At 58.0% G+C, this 12257-nt stretch carries 12 protein-coding genes; 2 read left to right on the top strand and 10 right to left on the bottom strand.

The features are described 5' to 3' along the window. Window positions 1-2: 2 nt before the first annotated feature. From AM329_RS22720 to AM329_RS22690, 7 genes are all read right to left on the bottom strand, one after another. Complete coding sequence (locus tag AM329_RS22720) at window positions 3-1190, bottom strand: NAD(P)/FAD-dependent oxidoreductase (RefSeq protein ID WP_032610099.1); 1188 nt, start codon at window positions 1188-1190, stop codon at window positions 3-5. Then, window positions 1187-2113, bottom strand: coding sequence for a VOC family protein (locus tag AM329_RS22715; RefSeq protein ID WP_032610100.1), 927 nt, complete (start codon window positions 2111-2113; stop codon window positions 1187-1189). The genes AM329_RS22720 and AM329_RS22715 overlap by 4 nt, the downstream gene beginning before the upstream one ends. Before the next feature lie 78 nt (window positions 2114-2191). Beyond that, window positions 2192-2980, bottom strand: a complete 789-nt coding sequence (locus AM329_RS22710; protein WP_003860053.1) for an IclR family transcriptional regulator — start codon at window positions 2978-2980, stop codon at window positions 2192-2194. Between the two features lie 12 nt (window positions 2981-2992). Next, window positions 2993-3742, bottom strand: coding sequence for an SDR family oxidoreductase (locus AM329_RS22705; protein ID WP_003860050.1), 750 nt, complete (start codon window positions 3740-3742; stop codon window positions 2993-2995). Then, window positions 3742-4764: an aromatic ring-hydroxylating dioxygenase subunit alpha gene (locus tag AM329_RS22700; protein WP_003860047.1), complete on the bottom strand. Its 1023-nt coding sequence runs from the start codon at window positions 4762-4764 to the stop codon at window positions 3742-3744. The genes AM329_RS22705 and AM329_RS22700 overlap by 1 nt, the downstream gene beginning before the upstream one ends. Before the next feature lie 10 nt (window positions 4765-4774). Next, on the bottom strand, window positions 4775-5083 hold the full coding sequence (locus AM329_RS22695) for a recombinase-like helix-turn-helix domain-containing protein (protein WP_022651826.1): 309 nt from the start codon (window positions 5081-5083) through the stop codon (window positions 4775-4777). Then, a complete protein-coding gene (locus AM329_RS22690; RefSeq protein WP_003860044.1) occupies window positions 5080-5403 on the bottom strand; it encodes a non-heme iron oxygenase ferredoxin subunit in 324 nt (107 codons plus the stop codon). The genes AM329_RS22695 and AM329_RS22690 overlap by 4 nt, the downstream gene beginning before the upstream one ends. 415 nt (window positions 5404-5818) lie before the next feature. On the opposite strand from AM329_RS22690, the gene AM329_RS22685 reads away from it, so the two are divergent. Then, a complete protein-coding gene (locus tag AM329_RS22685; protein WP_032610101.1) occupies window positions 5819-7030 on the top strand; it encodes an MFS transporter in 1212 nt (403 codons plus the stop codon). 3 nt (window positions 7031-7033) lie between these two features. Here AM329_RS22685 and speB read toward each other — a convergent pair whose 3' ends face one another. The 3 genes from speB to yqgB form a co-directional block, all read right to left on the bottom strand. Continuing rightward, window positions 7034-7954: an agmatinase gene (gene speB, locus AM329_RS22680; RefSeq protein WP_017382921.1), complete on the bottom strand. Its 921-nt coding sequence runs from the start codon at window positions 7952-7954 to the stop codon at window positions 7034-7036. 209 nt (window positions 7955-8163) lie between these two features. Then, window positions 8164-10140, bottom strand: a complete 1977-nt coding sequence (speA, locus tag AM329_RS22675) for a biosynthetic arginine decarboxylase (RefSeq protein ID WP_003860039.1) — start codon at window positions 10138-10140, stop codon at window positions 8164-8166. Between the two features lie 8 nt (window positions 10141-10148). Beyond that, entirely contained in the window at window positions 10149-10280 is a 132-nt protein-coding gene (gene yqgB / locus AM329_RS22670) for an acid stress response protein YqgB (RefSeq protein ID WP_057979949.1), read from the bottom strand. Window positions 10281-10940: 660 nt separating this feature from the next. Between yqgB and metK the strand changes: the two genes are divergently transcribed. After that, window positions 10941-12095: a methionine adenosyltransferase gene (gene metK, locus AM329_RS22660; protein ID WP_003860037.1), complete on the top strand. Its 1155-nt coding sequence runs from the start codon at window positions 10941-10943 to the stop codon at window positions 12093-12095. Window positions 12096-12257: the final 162 nt, after the last annotated feature.

Here is a 12257-nt window from a genome sequence, read left to right as displayed (position 1 = left end):
AGCTATCGCAGTGACATCAGTGAAAATGTCGGGTCGGCAAGCGGTACGTCCGACAGATCCCGCCCTGCCGCCATCCAGCGCTTCGCCAGCTTGACGGTGCGCGCATCGTTGAACGCCACAAGCTGCGTTAGCCGCCCGTTGTCGTCCAGCGAGAAGTACAGCGCCTCTTCACGCACTATCGTTCGGCAGCCTGCCTGCGGTATGCCGAGGATCTGGATGTTGTGCTGATATTGATCCGACCACAGCCACGGCGCGTCGTCGTAGCCTGGCGCATCGGGGTTGAGCATCGCTTTTGCCGTCGCCACCGCCTGATTCTGTGCAAAGGCCCAGGACTGGATGCACAGGCCGTAGTGATGGTGCTGGGCGACATCTCCTGCGGCAAAGATGAACGGATCCGAGGTGCGTCCCTGGGCATCCACCACGATCCCGCGCCCGGTTTTCAGCCCCGCATCAAGCGCCAGCTCCAGATTGAGATCGACGCCGATCCCGACCACGACCGTATCAAAGGTTTCACGCTGGCCGTCGCAGTGGATGACCGGCAGGCCGTTATCGTCCTCCAGCTCCAGCGCGCCGCAGCCGGTACGGATCTCCACCCCCTGCTCGCGGTGGATGGCCTCCAGGCGCTGGGACACCTCGCCGCTCACCGAGCGCATGCAGAGCGCAGGCTGCTGCTCGAACAGGGTGACCGCCACGCCGCTTTTCCGCGCGGAAGCGGCAATCTCAAGGCCAATCCAGCCGCCGCCGATAATCGCGAGTTTGTGACTTTCCATCAGGCGACTTTTCAGGCGCTGCGCGTCCTGCCAGTGGCGCAGGGTATAGACCTGCGGATGGCTGGCCCACGCCTGCGAAGGCAGGCGCGCCCGACCGCCGGTAGCGATTAAAAGGATGTTGTAACTAAGCTGCTCGCCGTTGCTAAGAAGGACTTTTTTTTCAACGCGATCGACAGATTTTGCGCGCAGCGGTCGGTACCAGGTCAGGTTCAGCGCCTGCTGCACCTCGTCGGTAAACAGCCTTGGAAGCGCCGCGTCCGGTTCCACCAGAGACGCTTTTGACAGCGGCGGGCGCTCATAGAAATCCCATTCCTCTTCCGCTACCACGCAAATCTCGCCGTCGAAGCCCTCGTCACGCAGGGTTTTCGCCGCCCAGCCGCCTGACTGGCCGCCGCCGATAATGACAATGCGCGATGTCATACCGCCTCCCGCTTTTTCTGCTGACGGCGCGTGTCGTGGTCAATCCCACCTTCCACCGCCCACTCGGTGAAGGAGACCAGGGAATGCTCCAGCTCGCGCGGCTGCCAGTTTTCCGTCAGGTAATCATCGTTGGTGTAATACTCAAACGCGCCGCCGGTCGGGCTGTTGACGTACCAGAAGTACGCCGACGACACCGGATGACGTCCCGGTCCGATAAAGGTGCTCCAGTCATGTTTATTCATCGCGATACCGCCGCCGATCACCTCGTGGATATCGCGCACGGTGAAGGCCACGTGGTTAAGGCCGCGCTTGCGGTTCGGCAGTTGCAGCAGGAACAGGTTGTGATGGCCGCCACGCACGCCGCAGCGCAGGAACACGGCGCGGTTGATATAGCGATCCGAGACCTGGAAGCCGAGCACCTCGCGGTAGAATTTTTCCACCGCCGCCAGCTCCTCCACGAAGAACACCACATGCCCCACGTTGATCGGCTGGGCGCGATCGTAAACCGGGCTGGGCGTGTCGATACGGCGGGCGTCGCCCCACTGGTTTATTGGCTCGACGTTAAGCTCCACGTCGGTCTGCTGGGTCACCTGCACGCGCAGCGTCATGCCGTTCGGATCGAGGCATTCCAGCGCGTCGCCCACTTCGCGAAAGCCGGGCTGCTGCGCCAGCTTCGGGCGCAGCGCGTCGAGATCGGACTGTGCGGCAACCGCCCAGGTCATGCGGCGCAGGGTGTTGCCCGCTTCAAACGCGGGCGGCAGGTCGGGGCTGTCGATCGGGTTAAGCTCCACGCGCGCGCCGCTCAGGGTGGTGAAACGCTGGCCGCTGGCATCGCCCGTCAGGCCAAAATCACGCATAAATTTGGCGCAGTGCGTCAGGTCTTCCACACCAAATTCCAGCTTTTCAATTCCGGTTACACTCATCGTTCGTTGCCTCATCTGGCCCAGATTGGGCGTAAAACATGCCCGACGCAGTCAAGCGCCTGGCGTTAACTCACTGATTTAACTGGCCTGTGATAGATACCCTAAGAAGCCAGAAATTTTATCCGCCGCAAGGCGAACCTCGTTTTGCAGGCGCTCGCGGTCGCTCTGCGGGATCTCCTCCGACGGCACCAGAATGCTGACTACCGCCGCCACGCGGCCGCTTCGGTCATACACCGGGTAGACGATGGAAGAGATGCCGTGGCGGAAGAAGGATTCGCCGATGACATACCCGCGGGCTTTGTCCTGCTGCACCATCTGCCACAGGGCTTCACGGTCGTGAAGCTGCCCCGGCGTGTTGCCCGGCAGACGCTCATGCGGGAACAGCTGTTCGAAATCAGCGCGGGAAATATCGGTCAACAGCATGCGGCCCAGCGAGGTACAGTGCACCGGCAGACGGGTACCAATGCTGACCTGGTTGATACGCGACCCGGCGGCGCTGACGCGGGCGATGTATATAATGTCGCGCCCGTCGCGGATCGCCAGATGGCTGCTGCACTGGCTCACGTCGCGCAGTTGCTCGATCACCGGCTGGCCGACCTGCGCCACGTCCAGCGAGGCGATGTACTCAAAGCCAAGACGCAGCACGTTCATGCCCAGCGAAAAGGTATTGGTGCGCGTGTTGCGCTCCAGAAAGCCCATGTACTCCAGCGTCTGCACCACGCGATAGGCGGTCGCCTTCGGCATATCCACCAGCCGGTGCAGCTCGGCAAAAGTCAGATCGCGATGCTGCTCGCCAAAGGCCAACAGCAGCTGTAAACCGCGCTCCAGCCCCGGCACCAGATACTTCACTTCCTGATCGTTTGCCATCATCGCCCTACCTTAGTTAAAGACAAAACCGCCGTTGACCGGGATCAGCTGTCCGGTGATGAACCGAGACAGATCGCTTAGCAGCCAGACCACGCTGCCGGTGACATCTTCCGGCTGCTGCGCGCCGGTTAACGCGCGTCCGTTTTCGTAGAGCTGATGCCGTTCGGCGGGGACATATTCCGTCGCCTCGACGCGGGTTAACCCCGGCGCGATGGCATTAATGCGTATACGCTTTTCACCCAGTTCGCGCGCCATTGATCGGGTCATGGCAATGACGGCCCCCTTGCTGGCGACGTAGGCCATCAGGCGCGGCGCGCCCCACAGCGCGGTGTCGGACGCCACGTTCACAATGCCCGCCCCTTCACGCAGCAGCGGCACGGCGGCGCGCGTCACCAGCCAGGTGCCTTTGACATTGACGCTCATCACCCGATCCCAGAGATCCGGATCGTAATCGAGCATGTTTTTGCCGCCGACGCCCGTCGCCATCGCCGCGTTGTTCACCAGGCCATCGATCTGACCCTGCTCGCCAATGGCGCTGAACACCTGCTCAATGGACTGTGGATCGGCCAGATCGATAACGTGCGGTTCGATCGCATAGCCCCGCTCGCTCAGGGCGTGGGCGCTTTCGGCCAGCTCGCCCTTCAGGATGTCGCACATCACCACCGCCGCGCCCTGCTCCGCGCAGGCTTTGGCAAAGTGAAAGCCCAGCCCGCGCGCGGCGCCGGTTATGACGATGCGCTTGCCGCTCAGCAGCCCGTTCATCAGGCGGCTCCCTGCTGTGCTTCACGCATCGCCAGCTGCTCTTTGGCGGCCTTTTGCATCATGCGGCGCAGGCGCGAAAGACCGACGTCGTGCTGATACAGGTACTCATGATCGCGCGCGTTTGGCGCCAGGCTTTCCAGCACCACGCGGTCCTGCTCCAGCACTTCCCAGTGCAGTTTTTCCAGACGGTTGCGGTACATGAAACGCCACATATCGCGCTGCCAGCCCTGCACCCGGCGAATGCGCCAGAAGAAGACGCGGCAGTTGTCGTTATCTTCCGGCACCACCATGCCGACGATAAAGAAGTGGCCGCCCGGCCCGAAGCGCTTCTTGTACGGAATGGAGAGGCGCATCCAGCAGGTGCCGCTGTTGCCCAGCTCCACCCAGTCAAAATTGACGCCGCTCTGCCCTTTCTTCTCGAAAATAAAACCGGTTTTGGTCGGCTGGAGCACCATGTCGGCCTTGCGATCCCCTTCCGCCATCGAGTGCGACGAGGAGTGCAGATAGGTGCCGTGCATCGGGTCCATCACGTTTTCCAGCGCGTACTGGTAATTGCATTTCCACGCGGCGGTGCAGAGGAAGTTGCTGAAGCTGTCCGTATCGGCGAGCTCGTCCGGGAAGGTCAGCTCGTCCGGCTGCTGGTCCGCGGTGACGCCAAACCAGAGGAAGATGGCGCCGTGCGCCTCCTGCACGTTATAGCTGCGTACGCACTGCTGGCCGACCAGCGGACATTTATCTACGGCGGGCACGTCTTTCACTTCGCCGTTGCCCGCCACCTCTACGCCGTGATACCAGCAGGCAATGCGGTCCCCGAGGTTCCAGCCCATCGACAGGCGCGCGCCGCGGTGCGGGCAGCGGTCCTCCAGCGCCTGCACCTGGCCATCTTTATTGCGCCAGACCACAATCTGCTCGCCCAGGCGGGTGATGCCCACCGGCGCAGACTGCACTTCCCAGCTCGCCAGCACCGGATACCAGAGGCCACGCAGGCCTTTATCCAGATAATGTTGTACGGTCGTCGTCATCGCGTTGCCCTCAGTAGCCGTTAACCTGTAAGAATGCCTGGAAGCTGGCGTCGCTCCACGGCTCGCCCTGCTGGTCGTGCATGCGCACCGCGTTCAGCCCGCTTACCAGCTCCGGCAAGGTTTCAACGCCCTGCTCGAAGAGATCTTCCAGCGTCGCAATCAGCTTCACTTCCCAGCTTTCCGGCTCGCGGCTGCGGGTTTGCCAGATCAGGTTGGTGTAATCACCCGGCTTATGAATGGCGCCATTACCGCCCTCTGCCGGTGGGGTAAACTGGCGGCTTTCCGGCAGCGCCGGGTTGAAGTTCAGGGTGTCGCTCATGCCACGGTCTCCTCGACGAAGGTAATCTGAATCTGGTTTTCAAAGACCCGAACCGGGTAGCGGTTGAGGTTGCGCCCGCCGGGGCCGTGCAGGCACTGACCGGTTTTGACGTCGAATACCGCCTCGTGCAGCGGGCATTCCACCTTGCCGTCTTCCACGAAGCCCTGACTCAGCAGGGCATAGGCGTGCGGGCATACGTCCTCCAGCGCGTAATATTCACCGTCGATCAGGTAAACGCCGATCTCTTTACCGTCGACGTTGCCGCTAAAAGGGAAATCTTCCTGTACTTGCTCTGCGTCACATACGCCTATCCAGCTCATCACGATCCTCCAGGCTTTTGTTTCATATATGAAACTCTGTTTCTTATTTAATACGGTCAATATAAAAGCGATGAATGTTTCGTCAAGCGACAATGTGACGAATTTGTTAATTGATCAGCAATTAATTAACTAAGTGTGCAAGGGATCACGAAAAAATGCAGCGATATGAAATTTTCATTATTGCAGCGTGAGAAATACGTTTTTTTAATGGCCTCTTATTTTGAATAAAAGATATTGACTTCCTTTCTTTTTACTCTTTAAAAATAAATGAACGTCACCTCTTTCGCGTTTCACCTGTGAAACTAATTTTTAATTTATCTTTACTAAACAAAGAGTTTCACAGGTGAACCATTTTAGCTCCGTGACAATCACATTGATGAAAAATATAAGTTAAAAAAAACGTAAGGCGGACATGATGACGGCAAGATGGCAAGGCACGATTGCGCTTTTATTACTCATTATTATTTCGTACGTCGATCGGGTAAATATCTCGGTAATGATTTTAAACCCGGAATTTGCCGAACATTTTCAGTTAAATGAAAACAGAATGTTACAGGGCCTGCTCATGACCTGCTTTCTTCTGGGTTATGGTTTTTCCGCTCTATTATTAACGCCGGTTATTGAAAGCAAACTTCATTATCGGCAGGGATTATTAAGCAGCATTGCGATTTGGGCCGCGGTCTGCGCGGCTTCACCTTTGCTCGGCTCGCTGACGGGAATGCTCATCGCCCGCGTGATTCTGGGGATCGCGGAGGGTCCGCTATTTTCGCTGAAAACGCGCTTTATCAGCGATAACTTTAGCGCGCAAGAGATCGGTAAACCCAACGCCGTGACCGCGCTGGGCGTCTCGCTCGGGCTGGCCGTGGGCTTTCCGCTGGTGACCTGGCTGATGTCGCATCTGGGCTGGGCCGGATCGTTTTATGCACTGGCGGCAATCAACCTTCTCCTCGGGGGCAGCTTAATCTGGCGTTTTCTGCCCGCGCCGCGCAAGCTCCCGACCGCGAAAAAACCGGGGTTTGTCCACACCTTCACGCTGGCCTGGCAGACGCCGCTGCTGGGCTGGATCATGGTGGTTGAAATCGCCACCCTGAGCTATCTCTGGGGGAGCAGCGCCTGGCTGCCCGCGTGGCTGCGTGACGAGCATCATTTCTCGCTGCATGCCACGGGCTGGCTTGCGGCGATCCCCTTCCTGCTCAGCCTGGGGTCAAAGTTTCTGGGCGGCGTGCTGCTCGACAAAATGCGTCCGGAACAGGCACCGATGCTGTTTGTGGCGGGTGGGGCGATGACGGCGCTGTCCGTGGTCGCGCTGATGCTCAGCCATCAGCCTGCCTGGCTGGCGCTGTTTATGCTTTCGGCTAATGTCTTCTGGGGGCTACAGGGGGCGGCTATTCCGGCGGTGATCCAGCATCACGCCGCGCGGGAAGCGGTGGGCAGCGCTTACGGCATAATCAATGGGATCGGCAATATCTGCGCGGCGTTTATTCCGCTGCTGATGGGGATGGTGATGAGATCGGTGGGGTCGGTCAGTTCAGGCTTTTCGGTGCTGGTCGTCTCGCAGGTTGTCACCCTGCTTGCCGGGGGAATGTTGCTGCTGCGCATGCGGCGCGCAGCAGCAATCAGCGCGTAAGGCTTATTCGCCTTTTTTCGCCGCCTGGATATAGAGCATTTCCAGCGCCAGGGTCGCCGCGGCCAGCGCGGTGATCTCGGACTGGTCATAGGCCGGAGCCACTTCCACCACGTCCATCCCGACGATGTTCAGATCCTTCAGGCCGCGCACCAGCTTGATGGCGCGGTCTGATGTCAGGCCGCCGATCACCGGCGTACCGGTACCCGGTGCGAATGCCGGATCCAGGCAGTCGATGTCGAAGGTCAGATAGACAGGCATGTCGCCGACGATCTGCTTAACCTGAGCCAGAATATCGTCCACGCCGCGATCGTTCACCTGGCCCGCGTCGAGTACGGTGAAGCCGTTGTCTTTGTCAAACTCGGTGCGGATGCCGATCTGCACCGAGTGGTTCGGATCGATCAGGCCTTCCTTCGGCGCGGTGTAGAACATGGTGCCGTGGTCGAACTCGCAGCCGTTCGCGTAGGTGTCGGTGTGCGCATCGAAGTGCACCAGCGCCATTTTACCGAAGTGCTTCGCGTGGGCGCGCAGCAGCGGCAGGGTCACGAAGTGGTCACCGCCGAAGGAGAGCATGCGTTTACCGGCCGCCAGCAGCTTCTCGGCGTGTGCCTGCAATTTTTCGCTCATCTCACGCGCGTCGCCGAAGGCGTACACCAGATCGCCGCAGTCCACCACGTTCAGGCGCTCGCGCATGTCGAAGTTCCACGGGAAGCGGTTGTGCTCCCAGGCCAGGTTAGTGGAAACCTGACGGATCGCCGCCGGACCATGACGACCACCCGCGCGACCGGACGTTGCCATGTCGAACGGTACGCCGGTGATCACCCAGTCCGCATCGCTGTCGTACGGCTGGAAGTTCATCGGAAGGCGTAAAAAACCAAACGCGTTAGATACCAGAGAGTTATCGTACTGATGACCTAAAGTGCTCATGTCCTGACCTCTTATAAAGTCGATACATTAAAAACAGATGAAAAAAAATCCCCTCCGCGTCGTTAAACCCGACGAGGAAGGGATTGATTCGTAAATCGCTAATTGGGGCGAATTATCGCCGTTAATTCATACGGGTTCAAGTGAGTATAGGGCATTGTGCGGTCTGTTGCCCTCACTCCGCCCCTCTCCCACCGGGAGAGGGAGTTTACCTACTCATCTTCCAGGTAGGTGTACCCGTACAGACCCGCTTCAAACTCTTCCAGGAACTGCTGCTGTAACGCGTCGTCCAGACCGGTGTTTTTCACCTGATCGCGGAACTGGGTGAGCAGTTTTTTCGGATCCAGCTGAACGTATTCGAGCATGTCCGCCACGGTGTCCCCTTCGTCGGACAGCTCAACCTCCACGCTGCCGTCAGGGAAGACAAACACGTCAACCGCTTCGGTATCACCGAACAGGTTGTGCATGTTGCCGAGGATCTCCTGATACGCCCCCACCATAAAGAAGCCCAGCATTGGCGGGTTCTCCGGATCGTACTCCGGCATTGGCATCGTCGTTGCGATACCGTCACCGTCAACGTAATGGTCAATCGCGCCGTCAGAGTCACAGGTGATGTCCAGCAGCACGGCGCGGCGTTCCGGGGCGTGGTTCAGCCCTTCCAGCGGCAGAACCGGGAACAGCTGGTCGATACCCCAGGCATCCGGCATCGACTGGAACAGGGAGAAGTTGACGTACATTTTGTCCGCCATACGCTCCTGCAACTCGTCGATAATCGGACGGTGCGCGCGGTTGCTCGGGTCGAGCTGTTTCTGCACTTCGTGGCACATATTCAGGTAGAGCTGCTCGGCCCACGCGCGCTCTTGCAGGCTGAATGTGCCTGACGAGTAGCCGACGTGAATATCGTGCAGGTCCATCTGGCTGTCGTGCAGCCATTCGCGCAGGGAACGACGCGTGCCCGGCTCGTGCATCTCCTGCCAGGTTTCCCACATGCTTTGCAGGGAACGTGGGGCATCGTCTGCCGGAGGCGTGGCTTCGGTGATTTCGCTACGCTCAACGCCAATGATGTTAGAGACCAGTACCGTATGGTGCGCCGTGACCGCGCGGCCGGATTCGGTGATCACCGTCGGGTGCGGCAGGCCGTGCTCTTCGCAGGCATCGCCAATCGCCCAGATGATGTTGTTGGCATATTCGTTCAGGCCATAGTTTACCGAACAGTCAGACTGCGAGCGGGTCCCTTCGTAGTCCACGCCCAGGCCGCCGCCCACGTCAAAGCACTGAATATTCACGCCGAGCTTATGCAGCTCAACGTAGAAACGTGCCGATTCACGCACGCCGGTGGCGATGTCGCGAATGTTGGCCATCTGCGAGCCGAGGTGGAAGTGCAGCAGCTGAATGCTGTCCAGACGACCGCGCTCGCGCAGAATTTCCACCAGCTGAAGCACCTGGTTCGCCGCGAGGCCGAACTTGGATTTTTCACCGCCGGAAGACTGCCATTTACCGGAACCCTGCGACGCCAGTCGCGCACGCACGCCAAGGCGCGGGATCACGTTCAGACGCTCGGCCTCTTCCAGCACGATCGCGATTTCGGTCATCTTCTCGATCACCAGATAGACCTTGTGGCCCATCTTCTCGCCAATCAGCGCCAGACGAATGTATTCGCGATCTTTATAGCCGTTACAGACGATCACCGACCGGGTCATGCCCGCGTGCGCCAGAACCGCCATCAGCTCCGCTTTAGAGCCTGCTTCCAGGCCCAGCGGCTCGCCGGAGTGGATCAGGGACTCAATCACGCGACGGTGCTGGTTGACCTTGATCGGGTAAACGAGGAAATAGTCGCCGTTATAACCATACGATTCCCGCGCGCGTTTGAACGCGGCGTTAATAGAACGCAGGCGATGTTGCAGGATCTGCGGGAAGCAGAACAGTGCAGGCAAGCGCTGACCCTGCGCTTCACGGGTTTTCACCAGTTTAGCGAGATCCACGCGCGCTTCCGGGACGTCCGGATCCGGGCAGACACTGATGTGGCCCAGCTCGTTAACGTCGTAGTAGTTATTGCCCCACCAGGCAATATTGTAAGTGCGCAGCATCTTGCTGGCTTCCTCGGAGCTCATCGCAACCTCCTGCATAGAACGTAGTACACCCTGTTCGCCCGCTGACGAAGGCGAAAAAGAAGACATGTCGTCAGACATAGCGAACCTCAACTCTTTGTATTAAGTGTAAAACAGTTGACTACTATCGCAGCGTTATACGGCGATAACAACCCATTAACGGCTCCATTTCCCAGCAGAGTATGCTGAAATCCAGACCGTGCGACCGGTTTCTTATTCATATCATTGTAAAACACGTATCCGAACTCTGTATGACAAGGTTCGGCGAAACCACGAGAAAACTCCTGTATTAACAAGAGCGCCCTTGTTCAGTTTTCACAAAGCGTGACCGGCTCTGGAATCCTGAGAAGCACCGAGATGGGTATAACATCGGCAGGTGTTTAGACCAGAAGTGCGGGTGGGAATCAAATGCGCGCCAGAACGGCTGCGCTGAATGAGCGGAAAACGATGGTTCATTATCTGGTATCACCTCCACGGCCGCCTCTGCTGAAACGGACCACAAGCCAAAGCTAAAAGTTCACTGCTTAACCCGGCTGGAAGTGGCGACACGATGTGTTCATCGAGCGCTTATTTTATATGAGCCGCGCGCCGCGTTTTATACCGAGAAGGTCGCTAAAAAGCAAAACAAAAATGCGCAGGTTGCCAGCGTCGTCAGGAAAAATTTCCAGCAGCGTTTTCAACGCAGTGAGAGGTGAGTCAAAAAAAACTGGAAATCGGGTGAAGAAGTGACCTAAAATAGACGTCCAGATGTTAATCCATCCATACCGATTAACACTCAGACTGCCAGTGTCAAAATCCTGTAGGCCTTGGTAGAATTATCTCCTATGGCTATTCCACACAGCAGCTTGAGCTAACCAAATTCCTCTTAGGTGAAATAAAACATGGCAAAACACCTGTTTACGTCCGAGTCCGTATCAGAAGGACATCCTGATAAAATTGCTGACCAAATCTCCGATGCGGTGCTGGATGCGATCCTCGCGCAGGATCCAAAGGCGCGCGTAGCGTGTGAAACCTATGTCAAAACCGGCATGGTTCTGGTTGGCGGTGAGATCACCACCAGCGCATGGGTTGATATCGAAGAGATCACCCGTAACACGGTGCGTGAGATCGGTTATGTACATTCTGATATGGGCTTTGATGCCAACTCCTGCGCCGTACTGAGCGCGATTGGCAAACAGTCTCCGGACATCAACCAGGGCGTTGACCGTGCCGATCCGCTGGAACAGGGCGCGGGCGACCAGGGCCTGATGTTCGGCTACGCAACCAACGAAACCGACGTACTGATGCCAGCGCCGGTGACCTACGCACACCGTCTGGTGCAGCGTCAGGCTGAAGTGCGTAAAAACGGCACTCTGCCGTGGCTGCGTCCGGATGCAAAAAGCCAGGTGACCTTCCAGTATGACGACGGGAAAATCGTCGGTATTGATGCCGTGGTTCTTTCCACGCAGCATGCTGAAGAGATTGACCAGAAATCCCTGCAAGAAGCGGTGATGGAAGAGATCATCAAGCCGGTTCTGCCAACTGAATGGCTGAGCTCTGCGACCAAATTCTTCATCAACCCAACCGGACGCTTTGTTATCGGCGGCCCAATGGGTGACTGCGGTCTGACCGGTCGTAAAATCATTGTAGATACCTACGGCGGCATGGCACGTCACGGCGGCGGCGCATTCTCCGGTAAAGATCCGTCTAAAGTTGACCGTTCTGCCGCGTACGCTGCACGTTATGTGGCGAAAAACATCGTTGCTGCCGGTCTGGCTGACCGCTGTGAAATTCAGGTTTCCTACGCCATCGGCGTGGCTGAGCCAACCTCCATCATGGTGGAAACCTTCGGTACTGAAAAAGTGCCTTCTGAACAGCTGACCCTGCTGGTGCGTGAGTTCTTCGACCTGCGTCCATACGGTCTGATTCAGATGCTGGATCTGCTGCACCCAATCTACCAGGAAACCGCAGCGTACGGTCACTTTGGTCGCGAACATTTCCCATGGGAAAAAACCGACAAAGCCGCCCTGCTGCGTGATGCTGCCGGTCTGAAATAATCGACTGCCAGCAGCTTAAAAAGGCCAGCCTTTGTGCTGGCCTTTTTTATGTCGGGTGGCGGCTATGCCTTACCCGACCTACGGGTAGTGAGTTTTTGTAGGCCGGGTAAGGCGCTAGTAGCCACCCGACAATGTTTGGAACCGTTTACACCTCACTCTCTA

This window comes from Enterobacter cloacae complex sp. AR_0002 (genome assembly GCF_001922365.1).
In the GTDB taxonomy this organism is placed as follows: domain Bacteria; phylum Pseudomonadota; class Gammaproteobacteria; order Enterobacterales; family Enterobacteriaceae; genus Enterobacter; species Enterobacter hormaechei_C.
This window is presented reverse-complemented; position numbering and strand designations above follow the sequence as displayed.

Coding starts and splice junctions, on each gene's coding strand:
- AM329_RS22720 (WP_032610099.1), bottom strand. CDS start 1,190: ATGACATCGCGCATTGTCATTATCGGCGGCGGCCAGTCAGGCGGCTGG.
- AM329_RS22715 (WP_032610100.1), bottom strand. CDS start 2,113: ATGAGTGTAACCGGAATTGAAAAGCTGGAATTTGGTGTGGAAGACCTG.
- AM329_RS22710 (WP_003860053.1), bottom strand. CDS start 2,980: ATGGCAAACGATCAGGAAGTGAAGTATCTGGTGCCGGGGCTGGAGCGC.
- AM329_RS22705 (WP_003860050.1), bottom strand. CDS start 3,742: ATGAACGGGCTGCTGAGCGGCAAGCGCATCGTCATAACCGGCGCCGCG.
- AM329_RS22700 (WP_003860047.1), bottom strand. CDS start 4,764: ATGACGACGACCGTACAACATTATCTGGATAAAGGCCTGCGTGGCCTC.
- AM329_RS22695 (WP_022651826.1), bottom strand. CDS start 5,083: ATGAGCGACACCCTGAACTTCAACCCGGCGCTGCCGGAAAGCCGCCAG.
- AM329_RS22690 (WP_003860044.1), bottom strand. CDS start 5,403: ATGAGCTGGATAGGCGTATGTGACGCAGAGCAAGTACAGGAAGATTTC.
- AM329_RS22685 (WP_032610101.1), top strand. CDS start 5,819: ATGACGGCAAGATGGCAAGGCACGATTGCGCTTTTATTACTCATTATT.
- speB (WP_017382921.1), bottom strand. CDS start 7,954: ATGAGCACTTTAGGTCATCAGTACGATAACTCTCTGGTATCTAACGCG.
- speA (WP_003860039.1), bottom strand. CDS start 10,140: ATGTCTGACGACATGTCTTCTTTTTCGCCTTCGTCAGCGGGCGAACAG.
- yqgB (WP_057979949.1), bottom strand. CDS start 10,280: ATGAATAAGAAACCGGTCGCACGGTCTGGATTTCAGCATACTCTGCTG.
- metK (WP_003860037.1), top strand. CDS start 10,941: ATGGCAAAACACCTGTTTACGTCCGAGTCCGTATCAGAAGGACATCCT.